22 protein-coding genes and 2 riboswitches are annotated in these 19,368 nt (G+C 46.2%); of the genes, 8 read left to right on the top strand and 14 right to left on the bottom strand.

All coding sequences use genetic code 11. The features are described from left to right. Positions 1-28: 28 nt before the first annotated feature. From B9Y93_RS03675 to B9Y93_RS03650, 6 genes are all read right to left on the bottom strand, one after another. Positions 29-610, bottom strand: a complete 582-nt coding sequence (locus B9Y93_RS03675; protein WP_085492983.1) for a nitroreductase family protein — start codon at positions 608-610, stop codon at positions 29-31. A gap of 114 nt (positions 611-724) precedes the next feature. Continuing rightward, a complete protein-coding gene (locus B9Y93_RS03670) occupies positions 725-1,012 on the bottom strand; it encodes a hypothetical protein (RefSeq protein ID WP_244903274.1) in 288 nt (95 codons plus the stop codon). Between the two features lie 200 nt (positions 1,013-1,212). Further along, positions 1,213-2,094: a GNAT family N-acetyltransferase gene (locus B9Y93_RS03665; protein WP_085492982.1), complete on the bottom strand. Its 882-nt coding sequence runs from the start codon at positions 2,092-2,094 to the stop codon at positions 1,213-1,215. Positions 2,095-2,151: 57 nt separating this feature from the next. Beyond that, the gene (locus B9Y93_RS03660; RefSeq protein ID WP_139829130.1) at positions 2,152-2,355 is read right to left on the bottom strand and encodes a hypothetical protein; all 204 of its coding nucleotides are present in this window, start codon (positions 2,353-2,355) and stop codon (positions 2,152-2,154) included. A 122-nt stretch (positions 2,356-2,477) separates the two neighbouring features. Next, entirely contained in the window at positions 2,478-2,996 is a 519-nt protein-coding gene (locus tag B9Y93_RS03655) for a GNAT family N-acetyltransferase (protein ID WP_085492980.1), read from the bottom strand. Between the two features lie 51 nt (positions 2,997-3,047). Next, complete coding sequence (locus B9Y93_RS03650) at positions 3,048-3,545, bottom strand: DinB family protein (protein WP_085493946.1); 498 nt, start codon at positions 3,543-3,545, stop codon at positions 3,048-3,050. A 115-nt stretch (positions 3,546-3,660) separates the two neighbouring features. On the opposite strand from B9Y93_RS03650, the gene B9Y93_RS03645 reads away from it, so the two are divergent. Next, positions 3,661-4,131 (top strand): hypothetical protein, encoded by a 471-nt coding sequence (locus B9Y93_RS03645; RefSeq protein ID WP_085492979.1) that lies wholly within the window; start codon positions 3,661-3,663, stop codon positions 4,129-4,131. Between the two features lie 437 nt (positions 4,132-4,568). Continuing rightward, the gene (locus tag B9Y93_RS03640; protein ID WP_085492978.1) at positions 4,569-5,351 is read left to right on the top strand and encodes a class I SAM-dependent methyltransferase; all 783 of its coding nucleotides are present in this window, start codon (positions 4,569-4,571) and stop codon (positions 5,349-5,351) included. A gap of 140 nt (positions 5,352-5,491) precedes the next feature. Here the strand turns inward: B9Y93_RS03640 and B9Y93_RS03635 are convergent, their stop codons facing one another. From B9Y93_RS03635 to B9Y93_RS03625, 4 genes are all read right to left on the bottom strand, one after another. Next, positions 5,492-5,875, bottom strand: a complete 384-nt coding sequence (locus tag B9Y93_RS03635) for a hypothetical protein (protein ID WP_085492977.1) — start codon at positions 5,873-5,875, stop codon at positions 5,492-5,494. A 226-nt stretch (positions 5,876-6,101) separates the two neighbouring features. Then, positions 6,102-6,836 (bottom strand): MOSC domain-containing protein, encoded by a 735-nt coding sequence (locus B9Y93_RS03630; protein WP_085492976.1) that lies wholly within the window; start codon positions 6,834-6,836, stop codon positions 6,102-6,104. A gap of 5 nt (positions 6,837-6,841) precedes the next feature. After that, the gene (locus tag B9Y93_RS25020) at positions 6,842-6,964 is read right to left on the bottom strand and encodes a hypothetical protein (RefSeq protein WP_258960759.1); all 123 of its coding nucleotides are present in this window, start codon (positions 6,962-6,964) and stop codon (positions 6,842-6,844) included. 38 nt (positions 6,965-7,002) lie between these two features. After that, on the bottom strand, positions 7,003-7,491 hold the full coding sequence (locus B9Y93_RS03625) for a hypothetical protein (RefSeq protein WP_085492975.1): 489 nt from the start codon (positions 7,489-7,491) through the stop codon (positions 7,003-7,005). A gap of 393 nt (positions 7,492-7,884) precedes the next feature. On the opposite strand from B9Y93_RS03625, the gene B9Y93_RS03620 reads away from it, so the two are divergent. Further along, positions 7,885-9,147 (top strand): chitinase, encoded by a 1,263-nt coding sequence (locus tag B9Y93_RS03620; RefSeq protein ID WP_085492974.1) that lies wholly within the window; start codon positions 7,885-7,887, stop codon positions 9,145-9,147. A gap of 358 nt (positions 9,148-9,505) precedes the next feature. Further along, positions 9,506-9,964 carry a hypothetical protein gene (locus B9Y93_RS03615; protein ID WP_085492973.1) on the top strand — a complete coding sequence of 153 codons (459 nt, stop codon included), beginning with the start codon at positions 9,506-9,508 and terminating at the stop codon, positions 9,962-9,964. A 62-nt stretch (positions 9,965-10,026) separates the two neighbouring features. On the opposite strand, the gene B9Y93_RS03610 is transcribed toward B9Y93_RS03615, so the two are convergent. After that, positions 10,027-10,731 carry a DsbA family protein gene (locus B9Y93_RS03610; protein ID WP_085492972.1) on the bottom strand — a complete coding sequence of 235 codons (705 nt, stop codon included), beginning with the start codon at positions 10,729-10,731 and terminating at the stop codon, positions 10,027-10,029. A 307-nt stretch (positions 10,732-11,038) separates the two neighbouring features. Next, entirely contained in the window at positions 11,039-11,428 is a 390-nt protein-coding gene (gene gcvH / locus B9Y93_RS03605; RefSeq protein WP_085492971.1) for a glycine cleavage system protein GcvH, read from the bottom strand. Between the two features lie 232 nt (positions 11,429-11,660). Next, positions 11,661-11,757, top strand: a riboswitch (glycine riboswitch). A 3-nt stretch (positions 11,758-11,760) separates the two neighbouring features. Then, positions 11,761-11,883: riboswitch (glycine riboswitch) on the top strand. A 90-nt stretch (positions 11,884-11,973) separates the two neighbouring features. Here gcvH and gcvT point away from each other — a divergent pair. From gcvT to B9Y93_RS03585, 4 genes are all read left to right on the top strand, one after another. Further along, on the top strand, positions 11,974-13,074 hold the full coding sequence (gene gcvT / locus B9Y93_RS03600; protein WP_085492970.1) for a glycine cleavage system aminomethyltransferase GcvT: 1,101 nt from the start codon (positions 11,974-11,976) through the stop codon (positions 13,072-13,074). A 144-nt stretch (positions 13,075-13,218) separates the two neighbouring features. Continuing rightward, positions 13,219-14,580 carry an aminomethyl-transferring glycine dehydrogenase subunit GcvPA gene (gcvPA, locus tag B9Y93_RS03595; protein WP_085492969.1) on the top strand — a complete coding sequence of 454 codons (1,362 nt, stop codon included), beginning with the start codon at positions 13,219-13,221 and terminating at the stop codon, positions 14,578-14,580. Between the two features lie 44 nt (positions 14,581-14,624). Beyond that, positions 14,625-16,106: an aminomethyl-transferring glycine dehydrogenase subunit GcvPB gene (gene gcvPB, locus B9Y93_RS03590; RefSeq protein WP_085493945.1), complete on the top strand. Its 1,482-nt coding sequence runs from the start codon at positions 14,625-14,627 to the stop codon at positions 16,104-16,106. Between the two features lie 210 nt (positions 16,107-16,316). Further along, positions 16,317-16,595 (top strand): hypothetical protein, encoded by a 279-nt coding sequence (locus tag B9Y93_RS03585; protein ID WP_085492968.1) that lies wholly within the window; start codon positions 16,317-16,319, stop codon positions 16,593-16,595. Positions 16,596-16,691: 96 nt separating this feature from the next. On the opposite strand, the gene B9Y93_RS03580 is transcribed toward B9Y93_RS03585, so the two are convergent. Together B9Y93_RS03580 and B9Y93_RS03575 are read right to left on the bottom strand one after the other, a co-directional pair. Further along, positions 16,692-18,605, bottom strand: coding sequence for a peptidoglycan D,D-transpeptidase FtsI family protein (locus tag B9Y93_RS03580; protein ID WP_244903273.1), 1,914 nt, complete (start codon positions 18,603-18,605; stop codon positions 16,692-16,694). A 142-nt stretch (positions 18,606-18,747) separates the two neighbouring features. Continuing rightward, positions 18,748-19,167 carry a GNAT family N-acetyltransferase gene (locus B9Y93_RS03575; protein WP_085492966.1) on the bottom strand — a complete coding sequence of 140 codons (420 nt, stop codon included), beginning with the start codon at positions 19,165-19,167 and terminating at the stop codon, positions 18,748-18,750. Positions 19,168-19,368 lie beyond the last annotated feature (201 nt).

Raw genomic sequence — 19,368 nt, 5'->3', positions numbered from 1 at the left:
ACAATCGGGGGTGTTGTTGTCATTAGCATTATTGTTGATCTTCTTCGATCCACACGGTTTTGTCCTCAAAAGGAATTCTTGCTCCCGGCTTAGGCGTCATATCTGGATAGCCGAGGTAGATGAAGCCCAGCACCTCATCTTGCTCACCAAGCTTAAAGAGCTCCTTCATGCGCGGATGATAGGTTGGGAGCCCAGTGCGCCATACCGCACCAAGTCCAAGCGAATGAGCGACTAGCAGCATATTTTGGATAGCTGCGTTCACAGCGCCAATCTCTTCGATATGGATTACCTTTGGATCACTTGACGGAACGGCAGCTGCCGCAATGACCACTGGTGCGCGGAACGGCAGCAGCTTCTGCCGCTCAAGCAGCTCCAGATTTTCCGGCGTAGAGGGATCTTCCATTTTCTCAGCAGCAATATCTGCTAAGGCCCGGCCAAGCGGACGGCGGCCCTCTCCTGTCATCACAAAGAATTTCCATGGTTCCGTCTTATGGTGATTTGGCGCCCAAGTCCCTGCTTCTAGGATTTGCTCGATCTTCTCGCGTTCAACTGGCTTATCTTGAACCTTGCCAATACTTCTTCTTGTATGAATAGCTTCTAATAATTGCAATGATAAGCACCTCAAATTTTAATGATAAAAATTCTCACTAATGAGTGTATCACAATTACTGAATAATGGAAACTTCCCCCTTTAACTCTAGGGCTCATTCGATCTGACTTATGATTATGTGGATGCCTGAAGCGATTTATATACTTTTATCACTTCCGTAGGATGGTCCTTAAGCATGTATGAATACACCCCAAACACCGTGTGAAGGTACAAAAAGCCCTCTCCTCCCCCTACTTGCTTGTAGGACATATCAAACACTTCCTTCATCGCGAATTCGTGCCGATCCGTCTTGATGCGATCCGTATAAATGATTAATTCACAATGATGAACGATGCTCTTCTGCTCGAAATCAATCATGGCTCGCTCAACCTTTACATACGGCTGCACGATTAGCGGATTCACGTAATCATTCCCCCTCACTCCATCTATCTTGTTAACCATTGTATCAGATGAAATTGCATCTTTTCAAAATAGTGATCGATATCACGACACAGAAAAAGAACATCCCTTCCGATGACTAGTGTCAATGAAAGGGATATTGCAGCTTGAGGTATATTAATAAGGTATATTTTCACTATCGTAAGATTTCTTCATAAGATTGTTCATTGAATATGAACCTTATAACTAATTAAGTGATGCTTGCGCTTAAAACCAGCACGTTCGTAAATGGAGATCGCACCGTGGTTATCGAGCGACACACACAGCGTGATCTGTTGAATAGACTCATGAGAAGTTAAAAATATAAGCGCACGCTGCAGCAATACAGTCCCCATTCCTTTGCCTCTTGCCGCTTCGTTAACCGCAATAAAATGAATATCTCCATCCCCGTGCTCAGGATTCGCTTCTACATACACATAGCCAAGCAGCTTATTATCTTGAACAGCACAGTATACCTGATTGCACTGATCTTGTCGCTCCACAATCGTTATACCATCATAATAGGCTTGCTTGAAGACCTCGTCATGAAGTGATATAAATTCACACTCATGCAGGGAATCTAATGCCTCAATCGAAGCCTCCACATGAAGAGATGAGAGGGCATCTTTATGATGAAAGGATAAGAGAAGATGCTCCCCTTCCCTCTGTGCCCCAAGCTTCTGCATAAACGCTTGAGCACTCTGATTATGTAGATTGTAGAATCCGTAGGCGCTCCTTAGTGTAAATGGGATGCTTGCAAGCAGACTCTCCCATAGTTGAAGGGCAATCTGCTCCCAATTCTCATGCTCGATAAAGGGTCCCCAAATTTCTGCCTCCTGATCTTCAGAGGTGATATCAAGGCCAAGCACACCTACCAGCCGTTCATCATCATAAGCTGCTAGCCATGATTGTTCGACAGGCCCCTCGGAAAAGTCGTGTAAAAGCGTGTCCATCAATTCTTCAGCATCCGTACCGCAATAACCTACATGCTGCTTGGCAACTTGATTATGCTGCGCGATAAATGATGCAACTGTCTTGATATGATCAATCTGTCTGATATGTATCATTATGTAATGCCCTCCTGATAAGCAGCACGAACACCTTATGCTGTAAGGGTGATTCGTTTAATGCCCCATTTCATGCTGCTGGACAGCCCCCCACATAAGCGCCCCAAAGACAACAAATAGAAGAATGGCTGCAAGCAATCCGAAGCCGAGCCACAGAAGCATCGCTGATGAGGTACGCTGACTTGTGAATCCACGATAAATAAACAACAAGGAGACAATCAGCAATATCAGCACTAAAATGATTACAGCTAAATCAATCAAAGGAGACACCCCTTTCTGAACCTGAATCATTTCTACATAGTATGAATAGAACCGTGTTGCTGCAGGATTATGGGAAGCAGCGAATCTTTCTCCGCATGATGTTGACACAGTTAACGGACATCCTACTTACGCTCTAACCGCTTGTAATAAAAGACCGTGCTATGATAGTTTCCATCTGAGGACAAGGCGAAGTCTGGAATCCGGCCCGCTTCTTGATATCCAGCAGATAGATACAATGCATTCGAGGGATCGCCTTCACGCGTATCGAGCACTAGCAATGTCCGTCCTTCTTCATGAGCTGCATTATGCGCAGCATCCAATAAAGCTCTTGCCATCCCTTGTCTGCGATAGTGAGGGTGCACCATCAGCTTCGCAATCTCAGCACGATGCTTCCCGTTGGACTTTTGAGACAAGTGCAGCTGAACGGAGCCGACGAGCTTGCGATCATTGAACGCCCCCCATAAGCGCACACCAGGCTCAATAGCTTGCTCCCAATAAGCTTGTGCTTCTACAATCGATACAGGTGCTAAAAAGCCGATTGATGCCCCATCTTCTACCGACTCAATGAGCAGTTCGATGCATTGTTCTAATAGAAGCCCCTTTATCCGTTGCAGTTCTCGAATATCAAAACGAATGCTCACTCTGCAACCCCTTTCCGCTGCGAAATAGGTATAAAGCTTGTCATAAAACGATTATATCGGCATATGGCTCGAATTGTTAGAAGCACTTCCAAGTCCACGTCCAATAAAGTTTGCGGACACTACCTTGACTGGAATATCCTTGGCCCACACCGAGAGCTGGCCAATATGATGAATCTCATGCACAAGGATATGAGGAATCACTTCGTCCAACGTGTAGCTTTCTCCTGCAAGCCAAGAAGGCAAGATGATCGTATCCTTGCTCTTCTTCTCCAGCTTGTCCAAATATTCTATAATCTCTTGGCGAAGCTTCAAGGACAATTCACGCAGAGAAGCAAGGTCAGGATAATCATCTATCGTCAATACATCGTCATGAAGTCCCATGCAAGCTCTAATCCAACTGTATTCTACATCCATGATATGAAAGAATGTTTTTCTAATCGTTCCCACGCCTCCTGTACGCGAGCGATTCAACTCTTCCAGTGTAAGTCCCTCCAAAGCATCGAACCACTCCTCACGCACAAGCCAGTTATACTCAAATAAAGGTTTCATCACGCTGCAACTCTCCCTTTCTCCAGTCATATATATACATTTTTTAAATCATTTTAAAACCCAACCTAATTATGAACGTATGAACTAATATTCATACATAAAAGGAGAGGCCAATATGAAACGTATTTTGCTACTTATTGTCACCATGATGCTGCTGCTGCTTGCCATCGGTTGCTCAACCGACTCCAAAGAAACAAGCCCAACTGCGGCGAATACTTCCGAACAAAAATTAGAACCAGCCGATTCTTCTGCACCAGCCACAGATGAAACAACGACCGATCAAGCCACAACAAAAACAGCGGAATTACAGACGTCCTCGCTCGATGAAGTGCTTCGCTACTTCGAAGAGCAGGGCATAGAAGCAGATAACAAGGACAAGCCGCTGTTTGAGATGATCGATGCGATTGACGGCGTAATGTTCTATTCCGATCTTAAAGTCGTGAAGATCTATCAGTATGACTCAATCGAAGCCTATGAAGAAGCTAAGGCATCCAATTCGATATTGGATCAGATGCAGCAAAAAGGAATTTTTGTTTTAGAAACCAAAGATCAAAAAATCAAAGTTTTGTTTGAACAACTCCCATAGCGATCATAGCAGGCATTGCGCTTCTTAGCGTAATGCCTTTTTATTTGCATCCATCAAGCAAGAAAAATAGTAATACTACTTATCTTCTACCACCACGTTGATAGCCCCATATTTTTTGCCTTCCATACAAATATGTCGCAGCTTCTTGATATTGCCTTCATTTTTTTATTGACAGCAGTGATGGCGTAATATTATGATTTTTCTCGTCCAAAAGCACTGGGCTGAAACATGCGTGACCTTAATATACCATTTTCTAATCAAGCAGCCATCCTATCCGGTTGGATTTTTTGGTTATATGGATGGTCTCTAGTACAAAGGGACACAATAGTTAGCTAATCATCACGAATCTTTTCTCGAAGCTGACGCATCATGATTATAGCAGCAGGACTCGATCCATGATGAATATGTGCAGAGATACAATCATTGGAGGAGTCTAGTTGGAAGCTGAACAAAACAAACAAGCTTGGAATACAGGGGCTTATGAAGCCTGGCTTCACCGCTTTGGCCTCCCAGAAGAAGCGGCCAAGAAGATCAAGCAGGATCCGGGCAAACGAGTAGATATGGTATTATCTTATATGGGAGAACTCCAAGGAAAACGAGTTATTAATCTTTTAGGGTCAAATGGAAACAAAGCGGTAGCTCTCGCCTTGCTGGGTGCTGACGTTACGGTAGTCGATTTCTCTTCCGATAATGAGCGATATGCGACCGAGCTTGCCGAAGCTGCTGGAGTACGCCTTCGTTATATTCTAAGCGATGTTCTTCATCTGCCTGAAGAGGAGTTGTCTTCGTCTTATGATATCGTATTTATGGAATTCGGCATTCTGCACTACTTTCAGGATTTAGCACCTCTGTTTCAGACCGTGAACAAGCTGCTGCGGGTTGGAGGCAAGCTCATCCTGCAGGATTTCCATCCTGTGACGACCAAATTAATCACATCTAAAGGCACCACAGCCAATATTCGCAAGCATAAGGTGACTGGCAATTATTTCGATACTTCTCTTATTGAAAAAGAGGTGGCGTTTAACAAATTTATTCCGAATGCTACCCTGCTCCCACCTCAAAAAGTATCGCTTCGCCATTGGACGCTTGGCGAGATTGTTACTGCCGTAGCCAGTCAAAGGCTGTTTGTCAACGTGCTGGAGGAGCTGCCCAATCAATCATCTGACGTGTTTGACCAAGGCATTCCTAAGAGCTTCATGCTTATCGCAGAGAAACTCTAATACCTGTGCATTCCTTAATCATTTGATAACTCCAACAAAAAACCAGTCTCTCCAAGGAGGGACTGGACGAGGTTTGCTCCATTTCGTCACATCATATTGCCCAGCTATCACTTTATGTTCGTTCATTTAAGCAGTTGAAGCTAAGCCAGTTCATTCTCTCTCAAGTAATTACGAAACGAAAGCATGCCGAACAAAAAGAAGGAGGAATAAGCAATAGCGCCAGCTAATACATGAAACTTAATGCTGATCAAGCAAAGCGTTAGGATACCCAGCAATTGAAATACAATTACTCGCTTCCAAATCGATTCCCATAACCATCCTAAAGCGTAATTAATCATGCTTAGAATTTGGTTATATACATATAGAATCAAAAAGAGCATGACATATAGAAAACCATTCTGATCATATAGCTGATTTGGAGCAACATACTGAGTAAGGATGAAACCGATCAATACCCCTCCAACGCTTAGCACGAATGATACGACAAGAATATTTGTAATTAGCTCTCGATTGCGCTGGCCCACATAGTCGTCCTCCTTTACTCCTGATTCCTTCCCCATTCCTAATGCGCCGTTCCCGTCGACGGATCAATTCTCAAACTCTTCTTTTTTTACCATTTTCTATCATTATAAATTGAGATTTGCGTTCTCGCAATCTTTATCCTATAAATACCCATTCTCATTTGAGATGAAAAAAGACACGAATCGGCATGATTGCTTAGCCAATAAGTGTCTTTTCATTGCAGCATTGCTATTCACTTAATAATGTCACCGAGTCTCCTGTCTGCACATGCCCGACTTGCTTGACTCTTGCATACAAACCGAATTCTGTGTTCAACTTCTGGTGAACCACTTTCAGTAGCGATGCATCTCTTGCTATCGAATCTGGATCATATGTAATCATGGAGCAGCGCTCGCACTTCGAGTACACCTCTAGCAAAGTATCGCCGACCTTTAACGTTTTGCCGATAAGCTCTTCTTCTTCAATCCTATCGTCACTCATCGCAACAACAAGATTGCCTCGGAAGCGTCTCGCATCCACAGGCGCTCCCCACAGCTCCTCCAATCTTCGCAAAGAACGGTCCGTCACAATCAAAAGACATGCTTCATCAACTGCCAACACCTCTGAACGTGCGGGAAGGTATTCCATCATTGTAATGTTAACATCCGTCAGGGCTTGAATCTCTTGATGCAGTTCATGATCCCAATGATGAATGCGACCATCTGGACCCGTAATCCTTACCTCTGGACGCTGTCCAGCTGCTGACGGCGCATCTTCTATCAGCGATGCTTGATAACTGAGCATCTTTGGAATCTTTCTCGCAGTCACATATTGATTCCAGCCTGTCTTTGTTTCATCAATGAATGCATAGCTGCGATCGCCAAGCAAGCCATAGGACTCAACTTTGCAGGCATCAAGCCGCTCTCCTCCAAACGACTTCACGGGATAACGATAAATGTCACTTATGGAACCTAATAGCCTCATATCTATCACCTTTCCTTCGATTGCTCTTGCAAAGCCTTCTCAAGACGATCTAGCCGCTTATGGATACGGTATACAATCGGTGCAAACCCAAGGATAACAATTAGCAAGAGTAAAATGCTTCCACTCAAACAAATTCCCTCCCCGTCATATCCTTCACACCATTCTATTATACAGATGCATCTTTGTTTTTAACAAACAGTTGGATCAATCCTAATACTCTGCTAAGCCCCCATAGTAACCATTGATACAGCCAATACAAGGTTGTTAATATTATAAAGTACACTGTTTTTTCCTGACGTAAGTAATGCTCTCCCGTGAATATGGAATATAAGAAAACGGCAATCATTCCAACAGCCAAATACAAAATAAAACTTGAAATTCCTCTCAGGATCATACCCCACCGCGAGACATGAAGGGCTACCGCATCTGCAAATATCGACATTGGCATGATCAAAATCAGCGAAATCTTAAGGTTGATCTCAAGCCCCTCCTTTAACAAAGGATCCAGATTCACTAGTGCACCTATATGAAGCAAGCTGGGCACTTGACCGTCTGCCACATATCCAATACCAAGCACAGCAATAATCGTAAGAGATGCCAATACACCTGCAAGCAGTTTCATGATAATACCCGGAGGACGATATGTACGGTTCAAGCTAAACATCCTTTCATCACAACGATATGTTCAATAGGCACCCACTTATTCTTCTATTGTATAAGCAGGTCATCTCACTGTCACTATACCGAGAAAGAATCATGTTGCGGTGTGACCAATGCCACATCAGTATTATTGTGAGCGCTTTAAATTTCCTCATAGTACCATGGAAGTGGGTCGAGCTGACTCTCCCCATTCTTTGTTCGACGGCATAATGCCAAAAGATCAAAGCGCCTTCTGTAACCATGCAACTACAATGTTTCTCCTGCATCCTTCACTGCCATTTTTCATCAAAATCCACTTCTCCCTATAGGCTTTGCCGACTATATACAAAGCGCTTTAACATTGTTAATGTGTTTATGCAATCCAAAAATATGTGTAAGGAGAATGTGTATGACTGAAGGAAAGTACCCTTTTAGCAGCAAGGTGGTTCAGCGTAGTATATCCCTTGCCGTAAGTGCGGCACTCCTCATGACTCCACTTCCAGCTCTCGCAGCGGACTCCATCGCAACCTCGTCAACTGCAAAGCCAGCGAAGGATGCAGATGCTAACACCGCACAAAATGACAGCGCTTACCTTCATAAGGGAAGCCCTCTATCGGTCGGCGAGCATCGCTTGCTCTCTCATAAGGATCTTGTTGCAGATTGGGACGATATCGATCCGATCTATACGCCAGACAAAGCCATTGAAGCGGTCAAAACCGCACTTCCAGAACAAGATTTCGAAGAGCTGTTTCCTTATCGGCTCGGCTCAGCAGAATGGCACAAGGTCGCAAAAGGAAAGGAATATTACAAAGAAGATCAAGCAGATTACTTCTCCTATTACAATTTGATAAAAGCAGTGGCAGATGTATCGAACTTAAAAATCAAGATCAGTACGCGAAAAGGGACCACCGAGCAGGAAATACATAGACTGGACAAAGAAGCACGAGTAGAGACCTTGGTCATGCGTTCTGCCAAGTTCAATGCCAAGGAAAACCTAAACAAGGAAATCGAGACTGTAATCGTAGACTGCGGCACCTTCCTAAAAGAAGGCTTCAAGCGCGATCGCAAGCGTGAGCTAGCCGCATTTCTAGCGAATCTATCCCATGAGACCGGCGGCGGATGGGCGACAGCACCAGGCGGTCCGCTTCGTTGGGGATTATTCTGGAATGAGAACATTGCAGGAAGAACGGGACAGAACATGTCAACATTTGTAGATCCTGCTTCCCGCTACGAATATCCGGGTGCTCGAGGCAAGCGTTATTATGGTCGCGGACCGATTATGCTGAGCTGGAACTTTAACTACGGACTGTTCAGCTCCATCATCTATGGTGATAAGAGCGTTCTGCTCAAACATCCCGAGATCGTCTCTCAGGACGGGAAGATTGGCTACATGACAGCCATTTTATTCTGGATGACCCCGCAAGCGCCTAAGCCGTCAGCACATGATGTCATGGTTGGCAGATGGAAGCCAAATGAGGCTGAGAAAGCAAAAGGGCTGAAGGCAGGCTTTGGCGCCTCCATCATGGTCTTGAATGGGCTTGAGGCTAATCTTGGAGAGACAGAAGGAAGCCCTGTCCAACGCCGCGCTGGTCATTACCGTGAGATCACCGCTCGCATGGACGTTGATATCACAGGAGAGAAAGTCGACACCCTAGGCATGGAACCGTTCTAAACACCCTATTGCGCTTGCTTCACTGACGAGGTGATTCATCTTCATTAGCATGGATGAGTCACCTTTTTCTCATGATGAGGCCCAGTATTAAGCAATCTCTAGGATACGGAAATCCATTGCAAACATATGAAGAGGAGCTGGCCTTCATGCGGTACTCTCCCCTCAAGAAATATCATTTTAACAAAACACCTATGTATATATTACATACTTTTCCATATAATCCAAAGAAAAATTTGCTTGCTCTGGCTGCCCGATTCGCGGTTTCATTGAATATAGCGTTGGTTTACTGAAATTATATTGCTAATAATAACAACTTTTTCCACTGTCCTGCGTTTAATTATATAGGAGCACTCTCGTTATGAGAGTGTTTGCCCTCGCTGTTCTAGGAAATATCTCCAAGGAGGAATCTGCAATCAATACATCCCAGTCACAGCAACGGAGGCTCTGGCGGAATAGCCTTCTGGTCCTGCTCATTCTTTTCAGCCTCGCCATTATCCTATCCGCGCTTACCTTTTGGAGCGTCCTCTCTCAAGAAGAACATCCCTTTTCCATTTTAAAAGCAATCGTCCGATTACACTTCGAACAACTGGATTATTCGCTTATCGAGCAAACCGGTGAGATCAAGCGTTACATCTCCAAAAACCTAAGCGGCAATCGCTTTGCGATCATAGAGAACTATATGGATGATAGAGGATGGCAGCTGCAAGAACAATTAGGTTCTGTGCTCATCTTTGAAAAAGAGGACATTCGCATTGGAATCTCCACACGGCAATTCACAAGACACTACTTGCTGTGGGATGCCCCTGTGCTCCGATAAACAAATAAGGGAGCCACCATATGCTGGTAGGCTCCCTTATTTAAACCCTGTCACAAAGCAGCTTACTTTCTGCTCAACAGCAGCTCCTTATCGATCAGTCTGCGCAAGGACTCATAGGAGGAATCCTCTGCCTGCTTACCGTTGACAAATATCGTGGGATTGTACTCGACTCCGTATTTTTTAGCTGCTTCCTGATCTTTTAAGACCATGCTCAGTACATTCTCGCGCTGATACAGCTGAATAAAGGATTGAATGTCTACTTCGGGAAAATACACTCTCACCAAATCAATCAAGAAAGCCTCTGTCCCCCAGCGATACTGAAGAAAGCCTTCCTTTTTATACATTAATGTATGAAAGCGCCAGAACAGCTTCTCATCCTGATCCATCAAGTACTCGGCCGTTCTAGCCGCCAAATGCGAATCCATATCGGGCAGCGGATTGTGAAGAAAGTAATACGCAGCGTGCCCTGGCTCGATGTAATCCTTCGCAAGCTTCGGGTAAACCTGTTCCTCCCACTCTTTGCTATATGGAGATTTGTAGTCTCCAAATTCAACAATTTGAACAGGAGCCTCACGATCTCCTCTAACCGGCTGAATCTCTAGATGCATATCAGCCTTAAACTGCGCAAGGGCAAGCTGATGCTCAGTAATGACGTCATCTTGCGAGGACAATTGATTCTCCTCATACCAAGTCATTCCGAACATAACCAATAAGAGTACAATGACGGCAGCAAGTAGTGTCCATGCAAAGATGAAATGGTTTTTCATTGTAACTACGATGCTCCCTCTTCATGCTGACGAATCAGCGGTGTAAAACAAAAATTATATACGAATTGACGATGTTTTTCCATCTCTTTCATCATATCATAGAGCTTTCACGCGACCATTTCAAATCTAAACACAACCTGCACATAACACCCAGCCATTTCACCTGTACTTTTGTAAGGATTAACAAGAAAGCGGCATGTAAAAAAGCCCTAGCCGGATAGGAGCATTTTGCTCCACTATGCTAGGGCTTGCGGTTCAAAGATTCTTCAAATCGCTGAACATAATCTCGTTACGCTGTTATCGCCGCTTATTCGGTCAATGCTCCGTACTTCTCTGGAGACAACAAGTGCTTCAATGCTTCCTCCATCGAACCTTCGACTTCAATCTCAGCTATCCAGCCTTGTCCGTACGGATCTTCATTGACCTGCTCAGGCGATGCTTCGAGCTCTTCGTTGATCTTCGTGACCTTGCCAGATACCGGTATATACAGCTCAGAAACCGTCTTTACAGATTCAATGGAGCCCATGCTGTCTCCTGATGTCAACGTCGTTCCAATCTCAGGGAACTCGATAAATACAATATCACCCAATTGATGCTGAGCATGGTCTGTAATGCCCACGCGAACGGTGTTCTCATCCACAATGAGCGCCCATTCGTGCTCTTCACTGTACAATAGGTTGTCCTTAATTTCGCTCATCCCTGTACCTCTCTTCATCTGATGTGTAATGACTGCTGCGTTGGTTTTCAAGTTGCCTGTTCATTTTTAATTATAACGTAAAGCTGCTGTGCAATTCACTTATAGGGTATTGCACCTGATAGATAACTGTCAATACATACCTTTCTTTTTAGCAAAAATGTAATAAATGGATTGACAATGTCAGGAAGCTTCAAGTATTAATGTAGGTAGGACAATAAATACTAATATGCGGATGAAGGTAAAGGGAGAGATTACAGCACTATCGTAACGCCGAAGGAGTAAGCCGAAGCATCGGTGAATCTCTCAGGCAAAAGGACTTTTACCGGACGCACCTCTGGAGAGCATCCTGCCATTCTCGGACAGGATCACCCAAGGGGTAACTCCTATGCAGCAGCTTATGATTGGCAGCAATCATGACTAAGCTAGGAGGACACTCTCAGGTACCAAGGACAGAGCCATCGAAGCAGCTGCCACAACGGGAGCACGTTTCTTTGGACTGTCCTTCTTTAGTATGCATATTAAGCCAAGGATGACGAGGTGATCACATGACGGAATTGAAACGCACGCCTATATTCCCTCTGTACGCGGATATACAAGGTTCTCGCTGCATTGATTTTGGCGGGTGGGAACTTCCCGTGCAATTTTATGGTATTCAAAAGGAGCATGAAGCTGTACGTGAGCGCGCTGGTTTGTTCGATGTGTCTCACATGGGTGAGTTTTTCGTTGAAGGTGAAGGTGCTGAAGCCTTCATCCAGCACATGACAACCAATGATGTAACAAGAATCGCAGACGGTCAAGCACAATACACGTTGCTCTGCTACCCTAATGGAGGTGTGGTGGATGATCTGCTCGTTTATCGACTTGCCCAAGATCGCTACATGCTCGTCGTGAACGCGTCTAATATCGACAAAGACTTTGCATGGCTCACTGAGCATTTGCCTGAGACGGGCGTATCGCTTACCAATGCTTCTGCAAACATGGCGCTTCTTGCGCTTCAAGGTCCAGCAGCTCTTGCGATTATTCAACCGCTAACCGATGCAGCATTGAATCAGCTTAAGCCATTTCACTTTATGGAGAAGGTTCAGGTGGCAGGAACAGAAGCTCTTGTCTCCCGCACCGGCTATACGGGCGAAGATGGCTTTGAGATGTATATTGACGCACAGGATGCCAAGGCACTATGGCAGGCGCTCTTAGAAGCAGGTGAAGCGCATGGACTGCTTCCAGCAGGCTTGGGTGCGCGTGATACGCTGCGCTTTGAAGCTCGATTGCCGCTCTACGGTCAAGAGCTGTCTCAAGACATTACGCCGCTAGAAGCATCACTTGGCTTCTTCGTCAAGCTCGACAAAGATGATTTTATTGGACGAGAGGCTTTGCTCAAGCAAAAGGCAGAAGGCACCCCAAGAAAGCTTGTTGGCATCGAGATGATCGACAAAGGCATTCCGCGCTCACACTACCCTGTATATGCCGGTGAGGAGCTGATAGGAGAAGTCACAACAGGGACACAGTCCCCTACCTTAAAACGCAACTTAGGCCTTGCGCTCATCAACAAAGACTTCGCAGCAATCGATACTGAAGTATTCGTGGAAATACGCGGGAAGAAACTAAAGGCTAAAGTGATCAAGGCGCCATTTTATAAACGCACCTAACACCTATTGGCTTCAACTATATTCATAGCACCTCCATGATATTGCTCGGCTCAGCTGTGCATGCTGATGGCGGCCAATTGCCCCTTAAGCGATGAATGGACTGCAAGGATCTCGATATTACGACCTGAGAAGGAGTTCAATCTTATGAAGCAGAAGCATCGTTATATCCCGATGACAGAACAAGATCAAGCGGAAATGCTCGATGTCATAGGCATCTCATCTGTCGATGAACTGTTCCACGACATTCCTGAATCTGTCCGCTATCAAGGCACGCTTCCAATGTCTGAAGCGCTGAATGAAGCCAAGCTTTTGAAGCATATGCGCAGCCTTTCCGATCAAAATGCTGATTTTGATCGCTACACCAGCTTCCTTGGAGCTGGGATCTATGATCATCACGTTCCAGTCGTGATCAATCACGTGATCTCTCGTTCTGAATTCTATACAGCGTATACGCCTTATCAGCCTGAGATCAGCCAAGGCGAACTTCAGGCGATCTTTGAATTCCAATCCTATATTTGTGAAATAACAGGAATGGCTGTTGCCAATGCTAGTATGTATGACGGAGCAACCGCTCTCGGCGAGGCTAGCTCGCTTGCAGCTCAGCATACCAAGCGCAAGCAGATTATCATCTCCAAGACGGTTCACCCTGAAGCTCGTGAGATCGTGCATACTACAGCACGCGGGCTCGGCCTAGAAATCGTTGAGATCGACATGCAAAATGGAGTCACCGACCTTGCGAAGCTTGAGGCTGCTGTTAGCGCGGATACTGCCGCGGTTGTGATCCAGTCTCCTAACTTCTTAGGCTGCATTGAAGATGTTCGCGCAATCGAGCCGATCATACATCAGCACAAAGGCCTGCTCGTTATGAGCACCAATCCTATATCGCTTGGCTTGCTTGAATCTCCTGGCAAGCTTGGCGCCGATGTTGTAGTCGGGGATGCGCAGCCATTCGGAATTCATGCTGCTCTTGGCGGACCTACCTGCGGATTCTTTGCGGTAACCGAATCGTTGATGCGCAAAATTCCTGGACGGATTGTGGGCCAGACGGTGGATATTGATGGCAAGCGCGGCTTTGTGCTAACACTGCAAGCTCGTGAACAGCATATCCGACGTGAAAAAGCTACATCCAATATTTGCTCCAACCAAGCCCTGCTCGCACTGTGCGCGTCCGTCTACTTATCGACGATGGGCAAGGAAGGACTTCGCGAGGTAGCGGGTCTAAATATTCAGAAGTCACATTACGCTTCGAAGCGCTTGCATGAGGCACAAGGCCTAGAGCTTGCGTTCTCAGCCCCTTTCTTTAATGAGTTTGTCTTGAAGCTGCCGCCGCATGTGTCCGTTGAAGCTATTAATGAGAAGCTTATTGCAAGAGGCATTATCGGTGGATATGATCTGGGACTTCATTATGATGAGCTGAAGCACCATATGCTTATTGCGGTTACCGAGCGCCGCACGAAGGAAGAAATCGACGAGTTTGCAGCTCTGCTGGAGGAGGTTCTTGCATGACACAATCAAACGGTACAGATGCAGTGGTTACACAAGCAGAAGCGATGAAGCAGGCCAGCTCGCATCAAGCTCCTGATAAGAAGCTCATCTTCGAAATGAGCCGTGAGGGGCGCGTCGCGTATTCATTGCCTGAGTGCGATGTTCCTGAGGAGCAGCTGGATAGCCTAATCCCATCCTCTTATTTGCGCAGCGAACCTGCACAGCTGCCGGAAGTATACGAAGTGGATGTGATCCGCCATTACACTGAGCTCTCACGCCGCAACTTTGGCATCGACAACGGCTTTTATCCGCTAGGCTCTTGTACGATGAAGTATAACCCGAAGATCAATGAGGACACCGCTCGCTTTGCTGGATTCGCAAAGATCCATCCCTACCAGCCTGAATCGAGCATTCAAGGTGCGCTTGAGATGATGTACATCTTGCAAAATGACCTCGCCGCCTTAACGGGCATGGATCAGGTTACCTTGCAGCCTGCAGCCGGCGCCCATGGAGAGTGGACTGGGCTTATGATGATTCGCGCTTATCATGAAGCACGCGGAGAAACACGCACGAAGGTTATCGTTCCGGATTCTTCCCATGGCACGAATCCCGCAAGTGCTACGGCCGCAGGGCTAGACACTGTCACAATCAAGTCCAATGAAGACGGACTCGTGGATCTGGACGCGCTTCGTGCAGCGGTTGGCCCTGATACTGCTGCTCTGATGCTGACTAACCCAAGCACGCTCGGCTTGTTCGAAGAACATATCCTGGAGATTGCCGATATTGTTCATGAGGCTGGGGGCCTCCTGTACTATGATGGAGCCAACTCCAACGCCATTATGGGGATTGCAAGACCTGGAGATATGGGCTTTGACGTCGTGCACTTGAACCTTCACAAGACAATGAGCACGCCTCATGGCGGCGGTGGTCCAGGTGCAGGGCCTGTCGGTGTGAAGGAGAAGCTTGTGCCTTATCTTCCGAAGCCGATCGTCATTAAGAAAAGCGACGGAACATTCGCCTTTGATTATCACCGTCCAGATTCGATTGGGCGTGTCAAAGCGTTCTACGGCAACTTTGGCATCTTGGTTCGAGCGTACACCTATATCCGCACGTATGGCCCAGAAGGATTAAAAACCGTATCGGAGTGCGCCGTGCTCAATGCCAATTATATGATGCACCGCCTTGCACCTTATTTCGAACTTCCATTCGAGCGTGTATGCAAGCACGAATTCGTCATTTCTGGAAGTCCGCTGAAGCAGTACGGTGTGCGCACGCTTGATGTAGCGAAGCGTCTGCTCGACTTTGGCTTCCATCCGCCTACCATCTACTTCCCGCTTAATGTAGAGGAGTGCATGATGATTGAGCCTACAGAGACGGAGAGCAAGGAAACACTGGATGCATTCATTGACACCTTGATCCAGATCGCTCAGGAGGCTAAGGAACAGCCCGATCTGCTCCTTAATGCTCCCTATCATACACAAGTGCGCCGCTTGAATGAAACACAAGCCGCCCGGAAGCCAGTGCTGAACTGCGCTTGCAATTCATGATTGCATCTTGACACCTTAATGAAGATGACCCTCTCTTGCAGTTGATGAGAGAATCATTCATGACGCAAGCCCGAGAACCATATGGTCCTCGGGCTTCTTTATGCTGTCAGCAACCCATTTTTGATGTTTTTGCAAGAACAGGGCGAGTAAACAACCCGTCTAGAGCATTTCAACATATGATGGCATCATCACGGTAAAGGAGATGTTGTCATGGCGCATAGCAAGTGCAATCGGAATCAAGTTAGTCCGATCGAGAGAGAACCCATTGTCGTCTATGAAGATATTTGCGAGTACGAATGTATTCCTGTCATACAACCAATCGAAGTCGTAAGACGCGTGCACAAGATTCCGATCTATAAGCCTGTTTGTGTAGTGCGTGAAGGCCAGCAGAATGAAACAGGTGTGCAATTCCCCAACGAGCCGCAAGAAGGCGTCGTCAGCAAAGGAATGCGCCGCAATCGCAAGCACAAGAAGAACAAGAAACGCTAGGCCCCCCTCCCCTGCCTCAATCCATTCTCACTCACCCTTTTTACGATACTCAAAAAGGACCGCAGCAGCTGCGGTCCTTAACTTTGTCCATATCGCCTAGAAGCCATACAACTCAAAATAGCTGTCAAAGATCTCTCTTGCGATTGGAGCTGCACCATAAGCGCCAAATCCGCCCTCCGGCACCACCACAGCCACGGCAAGCTTCGGGTCCTTGGCAGGTGCATACGCGATGAAGACCGCATTCTCCACAATGCCTCCTGCCACCCATTGCTGAGACGTTCCGGTCTTCCGCACCACTTCATAGCTGACATCCTCAAAGCCGTGCATATTCACCCGCTTCATGCCAGCTTCAATCTCTTTCCAGTAACGCTCGTCAAATTCGATCTCGCTCACCACTTCTGGCTTTATCGTCTTGACCGTTCGACCGTCAGCGTCTGTAATGTGCGTCACAAATTGCGGTTTGAGCCGTTTGCCGTGATTGGCTAACGTGGCCGTATATTGCGCCAGCTGCAGCGTAGAATACTTGCCCTGCTGTCCAAAGGAAGCATACGCCAAGGCAGCCTGTCCGGTCTGCCCCTCCTGCATGTAATCAAGAATCCCTCGAGACTCTCGCGGCAAGCCGCTGCCAGTTGTTGTTCCAAGGCCAAACGCTTTCATATAGCGGTCCCAAACCTCAAGCCCCTTTTCCTTTCCATATTTCATATATAGAGGATTGCCGATCTTATCGATCATAAAAGCATTAGAGGACTTAGCGATTGCGGTAGCCGGGTCCATGCGACCGTATGCATGAGAGTCCGAGTTCCCGATTCGCTGCTCACTGCCTTTACGGCCAATCATCGCATAGCCGATATCCTGATAAGATGTATCCGGTGTAATCAGCTTCTCTTGAAGGCCAATGAGCACGGTTAGCGGCTTGATTGTAGAGCCAAGATAGACAAAGGAAGAAGGATGGCGGTTATTTTCCTTCTTGCTCCCGTAGTCTTGAAATACTTCTGTAATGGTTCCATTGTTCATATTCGAGCCTAATGCCTTCAGCTCTTCTTCGGTTATCCCATTGCGCCAAATATTAGGGTCATACTGCGGAACATTGGCCATGGCAATCACATTTCCTGTCTTCACTTCCATCGCGACCGCATAGCCTGTTATTGCGTTAGGGGCCCGCTCATATCGCTGCGAGGATTTCCTTATTTTAACAAGATGCTCCTCAATCTTCTTTTGTGTACGCTTTTGGATCTCAGGATGGATGGTGAGATGAAGATTGTTCCCCTTGATCGGCTTCACATAATCTCCCGCTCCAACTACGCGGCCTAAGCTGTCCACGATAAAGGTCTTCTGGCCATTAGAACCCTTCAGTTCGCTCTCATACATATACTCAAGTCCTGCAACGCCTACATACTCCGTATCCAGATACGTTTTTGCAGTCTCCTCTGTCTCAAGAAGCTGCTGATAATAAGGGTACCGCTCCATATTTAGGCCGCTGTACCTTCCTAGATAGCCTACTAGCTGTGGCGCAATCAGGGAAGGATCGTATTGTCTTATGCCCTCCTCAAGCACCTCAAAGCCCGGAAATGCTTGTTTGTTCTCAAGAAAGTAAGCAATCTCCTGCTGAGAAAGATCAATCTTGATCTGGCGAGGCAGGAAGCCATACGTTCGTTTCCCCTCAATGTCCAGCTTGCGAACCAGCTCTTCTACGGATACTGGCTGGGCTTCTTTGTCCCCATAAGTGTCCAATACTTCCTTAAGGCGTGTCGCGAGCTCTACGACTTCCTCCTCCGCATATTGCTTCTCAATGCGAAAGTACAGCGATTGCGTGGGTACGGAATACGCAATTCGATTGTTGCTTGCATCATAGATTGACCCTCTGATGGAGGCGATATATGTTGGATTCTGGCCTATGCCTTGAGCTTTTTCTCGCAAGGATTCACCCTCAACAAACTGCAAAATAGCAAGACGGACAATAAGTACTGTAAATACAAGAAATACAATAAAAAAGAAAACGCTTGTCCTCATGGACAGATTCTTCTTTATCACCATTTGTTTTTCTTGGGACTCACGCTGAAGAGTCGACATCGCGGCAATCCTCTCCCAACCGAATGGTAAATTTTATATATTCAGTATAAAAAAAACGATCACCGAAGTCCATCTCAACCTGCTATAGATCCTTTTTCAAATAATAATGCGTATACCCGCCTGCATTCTCCAGCTGTCCAAAGCATTCGTAGCCTTGCTTCAAATAGAATTCCAATGCTTGAAAGCTCAGCGTATCGAGCTTCGCAAACGCACACTCCTTATCCTTCGCCATCCGCTCTGCTGTCTGCAATAGCTTCGTGCCATAGCCTGTATGCCTAATCTCATCTGCTACATAAATATAGTCCACCTGCAGCCAGTTCCAGCATATTTCCCCTATGAGCCCTCCACAGCAGCGCCCCCATTCATCCTTAATCAGCAGTGTAATCGCTTCATAATTTGATCTTAACTCTACTGGAAAATGTCCTTGATTAAACTGGATCATGTGGTCGATGATAAATTGCTTGCCTTCTTGTAAGGACTCCTTATGGATCGTCAGCTTCATCTGTGCACCTCTAGCTTCTAGTTTAATAATAGCCGTAAACATCACTAACCTAGAGTAACGCTGAGGCTTCCCAAAGTCATGAGAACATCTCCTTATAATCGAAGATTCCAACCCCATATTCCGTTGTTGTTTCGAAAAGGTGCCAGAAAGCTTAATATGAACCATAAGTCTTTGTTTATGGACATCTCAACAGTTGAAAGC

Source organism: Paenibacillus aquistagni (assembly GCF_900177815.1).
Taxonomy (GTDB): Bacteria; Bacillota; Bacilli; order Paenibacillales; family Paenibacillaceae; genus Paenibacillus_B; species Paenibacillus_B aquistagni.
Note: the sequence above shows the minus strand (reverse complement) of the source record. Positions and strands in the feature narration are given on the sequence as shown.